Genomic DNA, 15352 nt, shown 5'->3' on the forward strand with positions numbered 1-15352 from the left:
CGCAACTCGCTCTATAAGCCGCCTCTCGCCCTCGTGGCGAATCCGAAATTCTCGCAGCCAGACTCAGGATCGGCCGTTGTTTCGCTTCTTCCGTTCCACGGAAAACCAGCGCCTCATCGCAAGGCTGGTGAGGGAATCCTTCCACGAGCATAGATTCGGCTATGGCGCAGCCATAGTCTCGATGCTGGTGGTGGCCGCCATGACTGGCGCCAGCGCCTGGATCCTGCGCGAGATCACCAACGAATTCGTCGTCTTCAAGAGGCTCGACCGTGTCAACATGATAGCGGCGAGCGTCGCGGGAATCTTCCTGCTCAAGGGCTTCGCAACGTTCGTGCAGGCCTATTGCATGAGCCGTGTCGGCAACGCCATCATCGCCGACCGGCAGCGCAAAATCTACGATCGCATCCTGGCGCAAGGCATCGAATTCTACCATTCGACCTCGTCGGCCGACCTGATCGCCCGCATGACCAACAACGCTCAGGCCGCGCGCAGCGTGCTCGACCTCGTCGTCACCTCCTATGTGCGCGACCTAGTGACCTTGATCGTGCTGGTCGCGGTCATGGTTTGGCAACAGCCGTGGCTGTCGCTGATCTGCTTTGCCGTCGGGCCGGTGGCGATCTATGGCGTCAACCGCATCCTGAAACGCGTGCGCAAGATCGCGTCCATGGAATTCATGTCGCTTGGCCAGATCGTGCATGTGATGCAGGAGACGGCGATCGGCGTGCGCGTCGTCAAATCCTTCAACCTCGAAGGCGCGATGCGCAAACGCATGTACAAGGCCGTCTCCGATGTCGAGAACCGCGCCAACAACATCGCAACACTGGAGGCCGCCACCAGTCCGGTGATGGAAACGCTTGCCGGCCTGGCGATCGCCGGGGCGGTCTTCGTCAGCGGCTTCCTGGTGCTGCAGGGCGGGCAAATGCCGGGCAACATCATGGCCTTCATCGCGTCGCTGCTCCTGGCCTATGAGCCGGCAAAGCGCCTGGCCCGCGTTCGCATCTCGCTCGAGACCGGCATCGTCGGCGTGCGCATGATGTTCCAGCTCGCCGACCGGCCGCTGACGCTCGCCGAGAAACCCGGCGCCACTCCGCTGCAACCCGGCCCGGGCGAAATCCGGTTCGACAATGTGAGCTTCGCCTATCCGGAAAGCCCGCCGGTGTTCGAAGGTTTTGACCTGACGCTCGAGGCCGGCAAGATGACGGCGCTGGTCGGGCCGTCCGGCAGCGGCAAGTCGACGATCCTCAACCTGATCATGCGCATGTACGACCCGCAGACCGGCAAGGTGATGTTCGACGGCCAGGACATCTCGTTCGCGACGCTCGATTCGCTCAGGCAGAAGATCGCCTATGTCAGCCAGGACACGTTCCTGTTTGCCGGCACCGTCATGCACAATATCCGCCTCGGCCGCGAGGGCGCGACCGACGAAGAGGTGATCGCCGCCGCCAAGGCCGCCAACGCGCATGAGTTCATCAGCGCCATGACCAAGGGTTACGACACGGAGGTCGGCGAGAACGGTTCGCTTTTGTCCGGCGGCCAGCGCCAGCGCATCTCGATCGCGCGCGCCATGCTGCGCAACGCCGAGATCCTGCTGCTCGACGAGGCGACCAGCGCGCTCGACGCCGAGTCGGAAGCGCTGTTCCGCGACGCGCTGCAGCAGCTCACCGTCGGCCGCACGACCATCGTGATCGCGCATCGGCTTTCCACCGTGCACCAAGCCGACACGATCGTGGTGCTGGAAAAGGGCAAGGTGGTGGAAAGCGGCCCGCACAAGGCCCTGCTCAAGCAGGGCGGGCTCTACCAGAAACTTTATGAATATCAGCTGATGCCGTAGCGCGGCGCTCTCCTTCTCCCCTTGCGGGAGAAGGAGAGGCGTTCATCACTCCGGCACTTTCCGCACAGCGCCCTTGTCGGCGCTGGTGGCGAAGGCGGCGTAGGCGCGCAGCGCGGTCGTCACCTTGCGCTTGCGCTTTTCGGCCGGCTTCCAGCCATCCGGGCCTTTCGCATTCATCGCCGTGCGGCGCGCTTCAAGCTCGGCGTCGCTGATGGCGAGCCGGATCGTGCGGTTGGGGATGTCGATCTCGATCGTGTCGCCTTCCTGGACCAGCCCGATCGCGCCGCCTTCGGCGGCTTCCGGCGAAACGTGGCCGATCGACAGGCCGGACGTGCCACCGGAGAAGCGGCCGTCGGTGATCAGGGCGCAGGCTTTGCCGAGGCCCTTCGACTTCAGGTAGCTGGTCGGATAGAGCATCTCCTGCATGCCGGGGCCGCCGCGCGGTCCCTCATAGCGGATGACGACGATGTCACCGGCCTTGATCTCATTGCCGAGGATCGCCTTGACGGAGGCGTCCTGGCTTTCGAAGACGCGGGCCGGGCCGGTGAACTTCAGGATCGATTCGTCGACGCCGGCGGTCTTCACGATGCAGCCGTCGAGCGCCAGATTGCCCTTCAGCACGGCAAGGCCGCCGTCTTTCGAGAACGGCGTCCTGGCCGAGCGGATGACGCCCTTCTCGCGGTCGGTGTCGAGCTCGTCCCAGCGGCGGTCCTGGCTGAAGGCCACCTGGGTCGGCACGCCGCCGGGAGCGGCCAGGAAGAAGTCGCGGACGTTTTCGGCAGAGGTGCGCGAAATATCCCAATGGTCGAGGGCCTCGCCAAGGGTCGCCGTGTGCACAGTCGGCAGGTCGCGATTGATCAGACCGGCCTCGTCGAGCTGGCCGAGAATGGCCATGATGCCGCCGGCGCGGTGGACGTCCTCCATGTGGACGTCGGACTTGGCTGGCGCGACCTTGCAAAGCACAGGCACCTTGCGCGACAGCCGATCGATGTCCTCCATGGTGAAATCGACCTCGCCCTCATGGGCGGCGGCGAGGATGTGCAGAACCGTGTTGGTCGAACCACCCATGGCGATATCGAGCGCCATGGCGTTCTCGAAGGCGCCCTTGGAGGCGATGCTGCGCGGCAGGGCCGTTTCGTCGTCCTGCTCGTAATAGCGCTGGGCGAGATCGACGACGAGATGGCCGGCCTCGACGAACAGGCGCTTGCGGTCGGCATGGGTGGCCAAGGTCGAACCGTTGCCGGGCAGAGACAGGCCCAGCGCCTCGGTCAGGCAGTTCATCGAATTGGCGGTGAACATGCCGGAGCAGGAACCGCAAGTCGGGCAGGCCGAGCGTTCGATGACCTTGACGTCCTCGTCGGAGATCTTGTCATCGGCAGCCGCGACCATGGCGTCGACCAGATCGAGCGCCTGCGCCTTGCCGGCCAGCACCACCTTGCCGGCCTCCATCGGTCCGCCCGAGACGAAGACGGTCGGGATATTGAGGCGCAGCGAAGCCATCAGCATGCCGGGGGTGATCTTGTCGCAGTTGGAGATGCAGACCATGGCATCGGCGCAATGCGCGTTGACCATGTATTCGACCGAGTCGGCGATCAGCTCGCGCGACGGCAGCGAATAGAGCATGCCGTCGTGACCCATGGCGATGCCGTCATCGACGGCGATGGTGTTGAACTCCTTGGCGACGCCGCCCGCCTTCTCGATCTCGCGCGCGACAAGCTGGCCGAGGTCCTTCAGATGCACGTGGCCCGGCACGAACTGGGTGAAGGAATTGACCACGGCGATGATCGGCTTGCCGAAATCGCTGTCCTTCATGCCGGTTGCGCGCCACAGGCCGCGGGCGCCGGCCATGTTGCGGCCATGGGTGGTGGTGCGGGAACGATAGGCAGGCATCGAACTGTCCTTGCTGGCTGGCCGCGCCGATGCGCGGCGGGCGGCGCTCAAATTTTAGTCGGCAGCGGTTATAGCGATCACGGCCCGGCATGACCACCATTTTGCACTGCGCCAGATTCTTGCGGAAAAACAGCAAGCCTGTGTCGGATCGCGGCCCGCCCGGCCGTCCTTGGGCAGACGGCATGGCACCATTTCTCGCGGCCAGCCGTTTGACGGTAACCGCAAAAGAAGCATTCGGAGGACAAACACATGCAAAAGATCACCACCTGCCTGTGGTTCGACGGCCAGGCCGAAGAGGCGATGAACCATTACATTTCCATCTTCAAGAACTCGAAGGTGCTGAGCATCATGCGCTGGCCCAAGGGCCATCGTGACGAGGGCAAGGTGCTGGTGACCACGTTCGAGCTCGACGGAGTGCCGTTCCAGGCGCTCAATGGTGGACCGGAATTCAATTTCACCGAAGCCATATCGCAATCGATCGACTGCAAGACGCAGGAAGAGGTCGATCATTTCTGGACCAGGCTCAGCGAAGGTGGCGAGCCCGGACCTTGCGGCTGGCTGAAGGACAAGTTCGGCGTTTCCTGGCAGGTGGTGCCGGAACAGCTGCCGCGCCTGCTTATGGACCCCGACCGGGGCAAGGCCGGGCGGGTGATGGACGCCATGATGCAGATGGGAAAGATCGAGATCGACAAGATCGAAGCGGCGGCAAGGGGATGAGAATTAGTGAGTAGTGAGTAGTGATGCCAGCTCTTTCCAATTACCAATCAACTACTTCACTACTCACTAGAATCACGCCGCCTTGTCGCGGACCTGGTAGTCCTTGACGGTGGCGAAGCGGATCGCCTTCCAGCGCTCGGCCTCGTAATTCAGTGAGAAGGCGTGCTGGGCCAGAAACACCGGATCGTTGTCGAGGTCGCGGGCGATGTCGCCGCGATGCGCCTCGATGAAGCGTTGCACTTCCGCCTTGTCGTCGGCCGAAATCCAGCGGCAGATCGAGAAACGCGACATCTCGAAATCCACAGGAAGCGTGTATTCGATGTTGAGCCGCTCCTTCAAGACGTCGAGCTGCAGCGCGCCGACGACGCCGACGATGGCCGGCGAGCCGTCCTCGGGCGAGAACAGCTGGACGACGCCCTCCTCGGCCATCTGGTGCAGCGCTTCCTTGAGCTTTTTCGCCTTCATGGCGTCGCCGAGCCGCACGCGGCGCAAAATTTCCGGCGCGAAATTGGGCACGCCGCGGAACAGGATCTCCTCGCCTTCGGTCAGCGTGTCGCCGATGCGCAGCGTGCCGTGGTTGGGAATGCCGACGACGTCGCCGGCGTAAGCTTCGTCGGCGGTGACGCGGGTGCGGGCGAAGAAGAATTGCGGCGCCGAGAGCGACATCGGCTTGCCGGTGCGCACAAGCTTGGCCTTCATGCCGCGCTCCAGCGTGCCCGAGCAGACGCGCACGAAGGCGATGCGGTCGCGGTGGTTGGGGTCCATGTTGGCCTGGATCTTGAAGACGAAGGAGGTCATCTTCTCCTCCGTCGCCTCGACCGTGCGGGTATCGGCCTCCTGCGCGCGGGGCGGCGGGCCGTAGGCGCCCAGCGCCTCGATCAGATCGCGGACGCCGTAATTGCGCAGCGCCGAGCCGAAATAGACCGGCGTCAGATGACCTTCGCGGAAGGCTTCCACGTCGAGCGGGCGGCAGGCTTCCCGCGCGAGCTCCAGTTCCTCGATGAAGGCTTCGCGCTCATTGTCCGGCAAGAGCCCGGCGACGCGGTTGGAATCCGGGCCGTTGACGGGCATGCGCTCCATTTCCTCATCACCCCTGCGCACGGCATTGAGCGCCAGGTGATAGGTGCCGGAAAACGTCCTGCCGCGGCCGATCGGCCAGGTGATGGGCGCCGTGTCGAGCGCCAGCTTCTGCTCGATCTCGTCGAGAATCTCGAACGGATCACGGCTTTCGCGGTCCATCTTGTTGACGAAGGTGATGATCGGGATGTCGCGCAGCCGGCAGACCTCGAACAGCTTCAGCGTGCGCGGCTCGATGCCCTTGGCGGCGTCGATGACCATGACGGCCGAATCCACCGCCGACAGCGTGCGGTAGGTGTCGTCGGCAAAATCCTCGTGGCCGGGCGTATCGAGCAGGTTGAAGACATTGCCTTCATATTCGAAGGTCATCACCGAGGTGACGACGGAGATGCCGCGCTCGCGCTCGATCTTCATCCAGTCGGACCGCGTCTGGATGCGATCCTTCTTGGCCTTGACCTCGCCGGCAAGCTGGATGGCGCCGCCGAACAGCAGCAGCTTTTCGGTGAGCGTCGTCTTGCCCGCGTCGGGGTGGGCGATGATCGCGAAGGTGCGGCGGCGCGATACGGCCTGTTCGATGTCTTCTGCCAAGTCGTGGAATCCTGTCTGTGGCGCGGGCTTCTAGCAGCGCTTTCCCGGCCTGTCGACGGTTTTGGGCAGAGTGCTGGTCGCGACCCGGGAAGCGCCACGGGAAAAAGAGGCTGGCCCTTCAAATCCACGGACCGTCGCTACCGGCCTTGCTGCCGAACCAGGTGACCGACGAGATTTCCGAGCGGTCGATGCCGATGTCGCGCAGCAGGTAGTCCGGCAGCTCGTCCAGCAGGGCGCGATCCCTGCGGATGCGGATGATGCGCGCAAGGAAACTTCCGCCGGCATGGCAGATATCGATGGCCACGGCGAAGGCGCGCCGGAGCACGGACGGACTGGCCGCACGCTCCTGCACAAGAATAGTCATGATCATATCTCTTTTCGATAAAACGGTGAAGGGAGGGCCACCGGTGGCCCTCCCAAAGGCCTTTTGCCGACAAAAGGTCAGGACCGGTCGTGCTCGCAGCTCACATACGGGTTCCAGTCGGCGAACATGCCGGCCGGATTGTGCCGCCAGTGCCAGACGTGGAGTTCGTAGTAGGGGTCCACCGGGTGGACGCCCACCGTCGTCTTGCGTTGCAGGGTGCGGCCGAGGAATTCAGGTACGCTTTTCCCCTTCCAGTCCTTTTCGAAGACGATGTATTCCATGCCGACGAGCTGCATCGAGCCATCGGCCTCCGGCTCGTAGGTCAGCACGTCCGGCTCGCCGAGCACCAGCTTGCCGTCGCCGGCGCGGGCGGGATGGATGAAATGGACGCCCATCGTGCCGTGCTCGTCATGCGTCGTGCATTCGAACAGCTGCTGGTAGCCGTCCGCCTTGGCGACCTTGATGTCGAGGTACTTGGCCGCCATTTCCCGGGACCGGTTGAGCACGGGATCGGGCATGTCATGGGCGACAGCAGTGCTGTAAAACAGCGCCGAGGCGCCGACCGCAAGGACGATTTCCGCAAAGCGCTTCACGATCGATCCCTCCCGGTCAGGCGGTGGCGTAAGCCGTCGTCGGATCGAACAGGCGCTTGACCTCGGTGATCTTCGTCGCCGGGAAGCCGCTCATCTTGGCGTGGCGCTGGATGATCGCTTCGTCCTTGGCGAGATAGACGCAAAAGGTCTTGTCGTCGGCCACGAAGGATTCGACCCACTGGATGTCCGGACCGAGCTCGGCCAGAACGGCGTTCGAGGCCCTGGACGCGTCGCGAAGCTGCTGGCGCTCGAAGGTGCCGACCTTGGGAATCTCCCGTTCGATGATGTATTTCTGCATTTTGCAATCTCCTTGATCTGGGTTCAAATGCCCCGGGCGCCCGATCAGGTCGGTGCCGGTGACATGCCGGGGGCCGCTGCGCTAAACTGCGGCTTGGCCCGCCAGGCAGACGGAGAATTACGGAACAGGCGGCCAACAGTCCTTACGCCGCCCTTATCTTCTTCTGATCTTTTGCCTATTGCCGTTACAGGGATTGCTGCCGATGGGAATTTATTGCTTCGGCGACTTCGAACTCAATGAAGACTCCCGTGCCCTTCGTCTCGCTGGAAACGAGATCGAGGCGCAGCCCCTCGTCTTCGATTTCATCGCCATTTTGCTGCGGCACCAGGACCGTGCCATGAGCAAGGACGAATTGCTTGAGACGCTGTGGCCCGGCGTGACGGTGACCGAGGCTTCGCTGCAGCGCGTCGCGAGCCTTGCCCGCGGCATCCTTCGCCAGGGCGGTATGGAGACGTCACTGCGCAACCTGCCCCGCTTCGGCTACCGGATTTGCCTCGACCAGGCGACCGCTTCGGAAAACGGGCCGGCGCGGGCCGATGCTGGCAACGGGCCTTCGAGCCCCGGTTCATCAATCCTGTCGGCACGCGCGGCCGTTGCAGTCAGAAAATGGCATGAGGCCGCGGCTTCCTTCGCAAAAGCGGATGCCGCCGACGAGTTGCTCACGCCCGATCTCGAGGAATGGGCGCTGGCACTGGAATGCATGGGGCGGCCGGCCGAAGCGATCCCGCTTCTGGCGCGCGCGGTGACGGCCTTTGGCGTCGCCGGCGAGCGCCTGCGCGCGGCTTCGCCGGCAATAACCCTGGCCAGAATCCATCTCGAGAGAGGCGAACTTGCCGTCGCCAAGGGCTGGCACAAGCGTGCCGCGCAATTGATCGATGCCGCCAACGACAGCAGGGAGCACGGCCTCTGGTGCTGGATGGGCGCTCGCATCATGGGCGCGGAAGCCGAGCCGGAGCAGGCGCTTGCGCTCGCCGAGCAAGCCTTCGCGGTCGGCAGGCATCTCGGCGACCCGGTCGTGGAGTCCCTCGGCCTGATCTATCGCGGCTTCTTCAAGCTTTGCCTCGGCGAAACCAAATCCGGGCAGGAGGATCAGGATTTTGCCGCGGCGCTCGGCCTGTCCAGCGACGTCGACCCGGTTGTCGGCGGCATCCTCTACTGCAACATCCTGTGGGCCTGCCGGAATTTCGGCGACTGGTCACGCGCCAACCAATGGACGCTTGGCTATGAGGACTGGTGCAGGGGACATGGGCTGGAAGACCTTTCGGGCTCGTGCCGGCTGCACCGCGCCGAAGTGCTCGGCGTTCATGGCACGCTGAAGGAGGCGGAGGCGTTGGTGCGCACGGCGCTCGACCAGCTCGCCCTCGACGCGCCCTGGGCGACGGGCGATGCCTTGCGCGTGCTGGGCGATATTCACCTCGCGGCCGGAGAATTCACGGAAGCCGAAACCGCCTACCGCGCGTCGCACGCCGCGGGCTGGGATCCGCAGCCCGGGTTTGCGCTGCTGCAACTCGAGCAAGGACAGGCGGAGGCCGCTTTCAGCGCTCTCGAACGGTCCTTGGTGGGCAATGGCTGGCCGACGTTGCAGCGGCGAGGCATGGTCCTTGCCACGCTGGCCAAAGTGGCGGCGCGCATCAATCGGCGCGAGCGGGCGAGAGAGGTAATCGCCGAATTGGAGACCCAGCCGCAGCGCTGGCCGATGGCCTCCATCCAGGCGCTGACCGCGGAAGCCAAGGCGGAGCTTTTCATGCAGGAAGAGTGCCTCGCCGAAGCTGCCCGGGAGCTGCAGATCGCATGCTGGCGCTGGAACGAGATCGGCTCGCCGATCAATGTCGCCGACGCCAGGCTGTCGCTCGCGGCGCTGCTCATCAAGATCGGCGATCGTTCCGGCGCTGAGCTGGAGCTCGGCACCGCGCTGGCGGTCGCGAAGAAAGTCGACTCTTCCCGGCTCATGCGGCGCTGCGAAGAGCTGAAGGACCTGATTGCCGGCGCGCAGGCGGTAGCGGTGGGCGGTGCCTAGCCGCCTTCCACTTGAGGTCAAGCCGGCATGGTGGCATGACGGGAAATTCTCCTCAAAAGGTCCGCATGAGCAGCGCAAAACAAGTCATCGTCGTCGGCGCCGGTATCATCGGCGCCTCGATCGCCTGGCATCTGACGAAAGCCGGCGCGCGCGTTACAGTCGTCTCGACAAGCGGCGCCGGCGGCGTCGCCACGCCGAATTCCTTTGCCTGGATCAATGCAAGCTGGGGCAATCCGGAACCCTATTTCTGGCTGCGCATCCGCGCCATGGCCGAATGGAAACGGCTGGCGAACGACCTGTCCGGCCTGCCGCTCGCCTGGTGCGGCGGCCTGTGCTGGGACCTGCCCGCGGACGAGCTCGAGACGTACGCGGCCGAGCATTCGTCCTGGGGCTATGGCATCGCGCGGGTCGGGCGCGAACAAGCGGCGCGCATCGAGCCCAACCTGGCGAAGCTTCCGGCGTTTGCGCTCTACGTCGCAGAGGAAGGCGTGGCCGAGCCTGTGGCGACCACAAAAGCGCTGCTGGCGGACGCCGAACGGCGCGGCGCGCGGATCGTCACGGGAACTGTCGATGCGCTGGCGCTGTCCAACGGCAAGGTCACGGGCGTCGTCGTATCGGGCGAGAGCATCGCCGCCGACGAGGTGGTGATTGCAGCGGGCGCCGGTGCTCCGGCGATCGCCTCGACGGCGGGCGTGAAGCTGCCGATCGGGACCCCGCCCGGCCTGATCGTGCACTCTCGCCCCTACAAGAAGCTGCTCAACGGGCTGGTGCTGGCCGAGAAACTGCATATGCGCCAGACGGCCGAGGGACGCATCGTCGCCGGCTCTGACTTCGGCGGCGGCGAGCCGGGCGAGAGCCCGCAGGCCGACGCGCGCGCGCTTTTCGAGGCGATGAAAGCGATGCTGCGCGGCGCCGACGGGCTGGAACTCGACTTCCACACGATCGGCTACCGTCCGACGCCGGCCGATGGTTTCCCGATCGTCAGCCGCACCGACGGTGTCGGCGGCCTCTACATCGCCGTCACCCATTCCGGCATCACGCTGGCGCCGGCCGTGGGGCTGTTCGTTGCCCGCGAAATCCTCGACGACGAGCGCGATGCGTTGCTCGCGCCTTACGCTCTGTCGCGCTTCGATCAGTAGCCGGCTGGCGGCGGAAGCCGCCGGCAGAGAGTATGCCGAGACCTCAGCTTGCCAGCGCCAGCGCGGCGGCAGCTGGCGCGAACGGCCGGATGCTGGTGCGGTCGCGGGTCATCGTCACGAAGCTCGATTGCGGAATCTCGTGCCAGGTCCGGCCATCGCGATCGAACGGTTCCGAGGCGATGCAACGACCAACGCCCTTGGCGAAGGCGGCGGTGTAGAGCGTCGGAGCCTGGCCGTCGGTGGCGTAGCGAACGGCGTGAAGCGCCCTTCCGTCACTGAAGGCGGCGGTCAGTTTCAGGACCGGCTCGATGCCGGCGCGGCGCGCAGCCTCGAGCACGCGGCTGGTGGCGCGGGACACCGCGCCTTGCGGATCCTGCGCGAGGCCTTCGTCGAGCATCACGCGGAAAAAGAGTTCGGAATCCGTGGTCCCTTCGAGCTGGTCGAACAGCGCATCCGAGAGCGAATTCTCCAGCACCCGACGGACCCGCTCAAAGCCGCCGATCTGGCCGTTGTGCATGAACGACCAATGGCCCGAGACGAAGGGGTGGCAGTTCGCGCGGCCGGTGCCGCCGCCCGTCGAGGCGCGCACATGGGCCAGGAACAGGCCGGATTTTATCTGGCGTCCGAGACTGCTGAGATTGGTATCGGACCAGGCGGGCAGGACATCGCGGTAAAGGCCGGGTTCCGGCCGATCGCCATACCAGGCCACGCCGAAGCCGTCGGCATTGGTCGGCGATTTCGCCTCCCGCGCCTGGCGGCTCTGAGCGATCAGGGAATGGGAGGGTGCGGCGATGACGTCTTCCAGGAAGATCGCGTCGCCGAGATAGGCTGCCCACCGGCACATTGTCCTGTGATCCTCTTATCGATGCGTTTTTGAGCGTGCGAATGAATTCGCGGTTCGTCGGGCGCCACAGATGACAGGAGGGAGCTTTGGCGTCCTTACGCCGTGCTTACGTTTTGCTGATCTCTGCCTGAACGCGGCAGCTTGGGATTTGCGTCAGCCGACCAGCGCCAGCTTATTCGCCGCCGGCGCAAACGGGCGGATCCCGGTACCGTCCCTCGTCATGGTGACGAAGCTCGCCGGGGGTATCGCCTGCCACTCGCCACCGTCGCGGTCGAAGGGCTCCGAGACGATGCAATGGCCGTCGCGCTTGGCGAAGGCGCCGGTATAGAGCGTCGGCGCATAGTCGTCGGTGGCATAGCGAACCGCGTACAGCGCCTGGCCATCGGAAAAGGCCGCCGTCAGTTTCAGGGAGGGCTCGATGCCGGCCCGGCGCGACGTATCGAGCACGCGGCTGGTCGCCCGCGAGACCGCGCCCTGCGGATCGCCGGACAATCCTTCATCGATCATCAGCAGGAAAAAGAGCTCGGAATCGGTAGTGCCCTCGCGCTGGTCGAAGACCGCGTCGGAAAGCGAATTCTCCAGCGCGCGGCGGATCTTTTCGAAGCCGCCGATCTGGCCGTTATGCATGAACGACCAGCGGCCGGAGATGAAGGGGTGGCAGTTCATGCGGCTGGTGGCGCCGCCGGTCGAGGCGCGGACATGGGCCAGAAACAGGCCGGATTTTATCTGCCGGCACAGGCTCTTCAGATTGGGGTCGGACCAGGCCGGCAGGATGTCGCGATAAAGGCCGGGCTCGGGCCGGTCGCCATACCAGGCGAGTCCGAAGCCGTCGCCATTGGTCGGCGACTTGGCTTCCTGGGCGCAGTGGCTCTGGGCGATCAGCGAGTGGCAGGGCGCGGTGATGATGTCTTCGAGGAAGACCGCTTCACCAAGATAGGCCGCCCACCGGCACATCGCTTTCCACCATCTATCAGGCGCGATCCATCAGAGCCGCCGGCTCCTTGACCGCATGCGAGCCTCTGTTGTGCGTGCGCTCATAGAGCTCGCGAACGATTCGGCTCGCCGTAGTTTCGAACAGAAATGGCAAGAAAGCGTGAACGAGCGCGGCGCCCGCCGCCATCGACAGCCGCGAACAGAACCAGGCGGCGAAGGCCATGTGGCCGAAATAGGTCTCGCCGACCTTCTCCGGGTGAGAGGTGAAGAGCGCCGCAAGCCTGGTCGTCATGGTGATCCCTCCTGCCGGGATGAGCCCCGAATGCTGAGTATCGTGCCACATGGGTTTGGTTCATCGGTCCCAAATTGTCCTTGCTTTTGCCGGCTTCATGGGACATTCATCCCAACATGTCGGTGGAAATTGATGAGATCGATCGAAGATTGCTGGCCGAGCTGCAACGCGACGGCACGCTGTCGGTCGATCAGCTGTCGGAGCGGGTGGCGCTGTCGCGCAATGCCTGCTGGCGGCGCGTCAAGCGCCTGGAGGAAGATGGCGTCATCACCGGTCGCGTCGCGCTGGTCGATGCCGACAAGCTCGGCCTCGGCCTGTCTGTGTTCATCCTGATCCGCACTTCCAACCACGATCCGGACTGGCTGCAGAAATTCCGCGCGGCGGTGACCGGCTTTCCGGAGATAACCGGCGTCTACCGCATGTCGGGCGATCTCGACTATGTGGTGCGCGCCCGTGTCGCCGACGTGAAAGCCTATGACCGTCTCTACCAGCGGCTGATCGCCAAGGTGGCGCTGTCGGACGTCTCGGCCTCCTTCGTCATGGAGGAGATCAAGGAGACGACCGTGGTGCCGGTGGAACTGCGCTGACGGGCCCTGGAACCGGACGCGAAAGAAAGCCGTTGATAGGCCCTACGTCAGAGTTGACCGAATCGGCTTTCGCGCCGATAGGAGTGTGCTCATGCGCACGGCTGTCCATTCTTCCTCCGTCATCGGCCCCACCGTCGGTTTCGTCAGGCTTCCGCATGGTGAAGGCTTGCCTCTGCCGGCCTATGAGAGCGCGGGCGCCGCCGGCATGGATTTGCGCGCGGCGGTGCCGGAAGACCGGCCGCTGCTCATCCTGCCTGGAAAGCGAGCCCTGGTGCCGACCGGCCTGATCCTGGAAATCCCCGAAGGCATGGAAGGCCAGGTGCGGCCACGTTCCGGCCTTGCCTTCAAGCATGGCCTTACCGTGCTCAACTCGCCCGGCACCGTCGACAGCGACTATCGCGGTGAGGTGAAGGTGCTGCTGGTCAATCTCGGCGACGAGGATTTTTCAGTGACGCGCGGCCTGCGCATCGCCCAGATCGTCTTCGCCGCCGTGACCCAGGTTGCGGTCGAGGAACGCGCGCTGGCCGGCGGCACGACGCGGGGCGCTGGCGGTTTCGGGTCGACCGGCACCGCTTGAATGGCAATCCCTAAACTCGTTATTTTCGACTGCGACGGGGTCTTGGTCGACACCGAGAACCTTGCCAACAGGCGCCTTGCCGAATGGCTGACCGCCGCCGGTTTTACGACGACATTCGAATATTGCCGCAAGAACTTCTCCGGCCGCAGCATGGCCTCGGTGCAGAAGGAGATCGAAGAGACGACCGAGGTCAGGCTCGGCTCCGACTTCGTCGATCGCTGGAATGCCGGCCTGCCGGACCTTTTCTCGCGTGGCGTCGAGGCGATCCCCTATGTGCGCGACTTCATCGAGACGGTGCGCAAAGCCGGCATCGCCTATTGCGTCGCCTCCTCGGCGCGGGTCTCCAAGATGCACATCACGCTTGGGCAGACCGGGCTTTTGCCGCTGTTCGAGCATGCCATGTTCTCCTCGACCATGGTCGGGCGCGGCAAGCCGTTCCCGGACCTCTTCCTGCATGCCGCAAAGACGATGGGCTTCGCGCCGGCCGACAGCATCGTCATCGAGGACAGCGTCGCCGGTACCCAGGCCGGCATCGCCGCCGGCATGCGGGTGTTCTCCTACCACGCCGATCCGTTCTCCGATCGCGACGGCCTGGCGGCGGCCGGCGGCATATTGTTCGACGACATGCGGGAGTTGGCCGGACTCGTGCCCATACGCTGATCGCACCCGGCTGCGCACCGCAAAACGCCGTGCTAGCGTGAGCGCATCCGAGGGGGCGCGGTCCATGATTTCCAAACTATGCCATTTCATGCTTGCATGCCTGCTGCTGCCGTGCCTGTGGACGGCCGCGGCGGCCCAGGCCGTCAGCTTTCCGGAGCTGAGCAGCGCCGTTCCCGGACATCGGGACGTTACCTATTTCGACCTCGCCGAAATGATCGTGCCCGATCTCAAGGCCGGCGACGACGGTTTCTACAAGGGCAGCGCGCCGATCGAGATGCGCGACATCCTCGGCGGCGACGAGGGCGGCTCGCCGCCCGAGACCATCAGCCTTTCCAATGCCGCCGTGCTCGCCGTCAAGGCAGGCGGCAAGGACCGGCTGGCGATGCTTTTCGACCTCGGCCAGGCGCAGGACAGCGCCGAAGGGTTTGCCGCGCTGGCGCTTTACGACATCACGGGCAAGCCGAAGCTGCTCGACGCCGTCAATGTCGGAACCGACCAAAGCACCTATTTTCGCGATCCGGGCAAGCTCGCGATCAGCCCGGATGACGACGCGCTCATAACCATGAGCACGCATTTCAATTCGAACCAGGGCTATGTCGGCACGATCCTGATCCTGGTCCGCGACGGCCGCTTCGAGCCTATCGACCAGATCAACACATTCGACGAAAATGTCTGCGCCTATAAGCGCACGCAGGACCTGTCCTTCCAGACGCATGCTGGCGACAAACCCTATTCGGCGATCAAGGTGACGGTGACCGACGCCACCAAGCCGAGCGGCGAAAGCTGCGAGGAACCCGCGCCCAAGGCCGTCTCGCACGATATCTCCGTCACCTATCGCTGGGATGCCAAGGCGTCGCGCTACGTCAAGGATTCTGGCGCCTTCGAGAAATTGTCAGCAGAAAACGCCGAGCGCTTCTGAGCCAGACGCATTCGTTTGCCCGGTTC

The 15352-nt window shown here is 64.5% G+C and carries 16 protein-coding genes; 8 read left to right on the forward strand and 8 right to left on the reverse strand.

Annotated elements, in window-relative coordinates; all coding sequences use genetic code 11:
* Positions 1 to 76 precede the first annotated feature (76 nt).
* Entirely contained in the window at positions 77 to 1831 is a 1755-nt protein-coding gene (locus FJ418_RS05080) for an ABC transporter ATP-binding protein (protein ID WP_140864012.1), read from the forward strand.
* A 45-nt stretch (positions 1832 to 1876) separates the two neighbouring features.
* Here the strand turns inward: FJ418_RS05080 and ilvD are convergent, their stop codons facing one another.
* The gene (ilvD, locus tag FJ418_RS05085) at positions 1877 to 3721 is read right to left on the reverse strand and encodes a dihydroxy-acid dehydratase (RefSeq protein WP_140864014.1); all 1845 of its coding nucleotides are present in this window, start codon (positions 3719 to 3721) and stop codon (positions 1877 to 1879) included.
* Between the two features lie 249 nt (positions 3722 to 3970).
* Here ilvD and FJ418_RS05090 point away from each other — a divergent pair, with 249 nt between their 5' ends.
* Positions 3971 to 4438: a VOC family protein gene (locus FJ418_RS05090; RefSeq protein WP_140864016.1), complete on the forward strand. Its 468-nt coding sequence runs from the start codon at positions 3971 to 3973 to the stop codon at positions 4436 to 4438.
* Positions 4439 to 4510: 72 nt separating this feature from the next.
* Here FJ418_RS05090 and FJ418_RS05095 read toward each other — a convergent pair whose 3' ends face one another.
* The 4 genes from FJ418_RS05095 to FJ418_RS05110 form a co-directional block, all read right to left on the reverse strand.
* Positions 4511 to 6103, reverse strand: a complete 1593-nt coding sequence (locus FJ418_RS05095) for a peptide chain release factor 3 (protein WP_140864018.1) — start codon at positions 6101 to 6103, stop codon at positions 4511 to 4513.
* Positions 6104 to 6221: 118 nt separating this feature from the next.
* Positions 6222 to 6467 (reverse strand): DUF1127 domain-containing protein, encoded by a 246-nt coding sequence (locus FJ418_RS05100; protein ID WP_181166837.1) that lies wholly within the window; start codon positions 6465 to 6467, stop codon positions 6222 to 6224.
* 77 nt (positions 6468 to 6544) lie between these two features.
* On the reverse strand, positions 6545 to 7060 hold the full coding sequence (locus FJ418_RS05105; RefSeq protein WP_140647318.1) for a hypothetical protein: 516 nt from the start codon (positions 7058 to 7060) through the stop codon (positions 6545 to 6547).
* A 16-nt stretch (positions 7061 to 7076) separates the two neighbouring features.
* The gene (locus tag FJ418_RS05110; protein ID WP_140864020.1) at positions 7077 to 7358 is read right to left on the reverse strand and encodes a DUF4242 domain-containing protein; all 282 of its coding nucleotides are present in this window, start codon (positions 7356 to 7358) and stop codon (positions 7077 to 7079) included.
* A gap of 337 nt (positions 7359 to 7695) precedes the next feature.
* Between FJ418_RS05110 and FJ418_RS05115 the strand changes: the two genes are divergently transcribed.
* The gene (locus tag FJ418_RS05115) at positions 7696 to 9375 is read left to right on the forward strand and encodes a hypothetical protein (RefSeq protein ID WP_348643080.1); all 1680 of its coding nucleotides are present in this window, start codon (positions 7696 to 7698) and stop codon (positions 9373 to 9375) included.
* A gap of 65 nt (positions 9376 to 9440) precedes the next feature.
* Complete coding sequence (locus FJ418_RS05120; RefSeq protein WP_140864024.1) at positions 9441 to 10514, forward strand: FAD-binding oxidoreductase; 1074 nt, start codon at positions 9441 to 9443, stop codon at positions 10512 to 10514.
* Between the two features lie 43 nt (positions 10515 to 10557).
* Here the strand turns inward: FJ418_RS05120 and FJ418_RS05125 are convergent, their stop codons facing one another.
* The 3 genes from FJ418_RS05125 to FJ418_RS05135 all read right to left on the reverse strand — a co-directional run bounded on the left by FJ418_RS05125 (position 10558) and on the right by FJ418_RS05135 (position 12583).
* Complete coding sequence (locus tag FJ418_RS05125) at positions 10558 to 11358, reverse strand: class II glutamine amidotransferase (RefSeq protein WP_140647322.1); 801 nt, start codon at positions 11356 to 11358, stop codon at positions 10558 to 10560.
* A gap of 153 nt (positions 11359 to 11511) precedes the next feature.
* Complete coding sequence (locus FJ418_RS05130; protein ID WP_140864026.1) at positions 11512 to 12312, reverse strand: class II glutamine amidotransferase; 801 nt, start codon at positions 12310 to 12312, stop codon at positions 11512 to 11514.
* Positions 12313 to 12328: 16 nt separating this feature from the next.
* Positions 12329 to 12583 (reverse strand): DUF6356 family protein, encoded by a 255-nt coding sequence (locus FJ418_RS05135; protein ID WP_140702536.1) that lies wholly within the window; start codon positions 12581 to 12583, stop codon positions 12329 to 12331.
* A gap of 116 nt (positions 12584 to 12699) precedes the next feature.
* Here FJ418_RS05135 and FJ418_RS05140 point away from each other — a divergent pair, with 116 nt between their 5' ends.
* The 4 genes from FJ418_RS05140 to FJ418_RS05155 all read left to right on the forward strand — a co-directional run bounded on the left by FJ418_RS05140 (position 12700) and on the right by FJ418_RS05155 (position 15326).
* Positions 12700 to 13170 carry an Lrp/AsnC family transcriptional regulator gene (locus FJ418_RS05140; protein ID WP_140647325.1) on the forward strand — a complete coding sequence of 157 codons (471 nt, stop codon included), beginning with the start codon at positions 12700 to 12702 and terminating at the stop codon, positions 13168 to 13170.
* Positions 13171 to 13261: 91 nt separating this feature from the next.
* Entirely contained in the window at positions 13262 to 13747 is a 486-nt protein-coding gene (gene dut, locus FJ418_RS05145; RefSeq protein WP_140702534.1) for a dUTP diphosphatase, read from the forward strand.
* On the forward strand, positions 13748 to 14407 hold the full coding sequence (locus tag FJ418_RS05150) for an HAD family phosphatase (protein ID WP_140864028.1): 660 nt from the start codon (positions 13748 to 13750) through the stop codon (positions 14405 to 14407).
* 64 nt (positions 14408 to 14471) lie between these two features.
* Positions 14472 to 15326 (forward strand): hypothetical protein, encoded by an 855-nt coding sequence (locus FJ418_RS05155; RefSeq protein ID WP_140864030.1) that lies wholly within the window; start codon positions 14472 to 14474, stop codon positions 15324 to 15326.
* Positions 15327 to 15352: the final 26 nt, after the last annotated feature.

It is taken from the genome of Mesorhizobium sp. B2-8-3 (assembly GCF_006440815.1).
Classification (GTDB): Bacteria; Pseudomonadota; Alphaproteobacteria; order Rhizobiales; family Rhizobiaceae; genus Mesorhizobium.

Coding starts and splice junctions, on each gene's coding strand:
- ilvD (WP_140864014.1), bottom strand. CDS start 3,721: ATGCCTGCCTATCGTTCCCGCACCACCACCCATGGCCGCAACATGGCC.
- FJ418_RS05090 (WP_140864016.1), top strand. CDS start 3,971: ATGCAAAAGATCACCACCTGCCTGTGGTTCGACGGCCAGGCCGAAGAG.
- FJ418_RS05100 (WP_181166837.1), bottom strand. CDS start 6,467: ATGACTATTCTTGTGCAGGAGCGTGCGGCCAGTCCGTCCGTGCTCCGG.
- FJ418_RS05110 (WP_140864020.1), bottom strand. CDS start 7,358: ATGCAGAAATACATCATCGAACGGGAGATTCCCAAGGTCGGCACCTTC.
- FJ418_RS05115 (WP_348643080.1), top strand. CDS start 7,696: ATGAGCAAGGACGAATTGCTTGAGACGCTGTGGCCCGGCGTGACGGTG.
- FJ418_RS05120 (WP_140864024.1), top strand. CDS start 9,441: ATGAGCAGCGCAAAACAAGTCATCGTCGTCGGCGCCGGTATCATCGGC.
- FJ418_RS05125 (WP_140647322.1), bottom strand. CDS start 11,358: ATGTGCCGGTGGGCAGCCTATCTCGGCGACGCGATCTTCCTGGAAGAC.
- FJ418_RS05130 (WP_140864026.1), bottom strand. CDS start 12,312: ATGTGCCGGTGGGCGGCCTATCTTGGTGAAGCGGTCTTCCTCGAAGAC.
- FJ418_RS05135 (WP_140702536.1), bottom strand. CDS start 12,583: ATGACGACCAGGCTTGCGGCGCTCTTCACCTCTCACCCGGAGAAGGTC.
- FJ418_RS05140 (WP_140647325.1), top strand. CDS start 12,700: ATGTCGGTGGAAATTGATGAGATCGATCGAAGATTGCTGGCCGAGCTG.
- dut (WP_140702534.1), top strand. CDS start 13,262: ATGCGCACGGCTGTCCATTCTTCCTCCGTCATCGGCCCCACCGTCGGT.
- FJ418_RS05150 (WP_140864028.1), top strand. CDS start 13,748: ATGGCAATCCCTAAACTCGTTATTTTCGACTGCGACGGGGTCTTGGTC.
- FJ418_RS05155 (WP_140864030.1), top strand. CDS start 14,472: ATGATTTCCAAACTATGCCATTTCATGCTTGCATGCCTGCTGCTGCCG.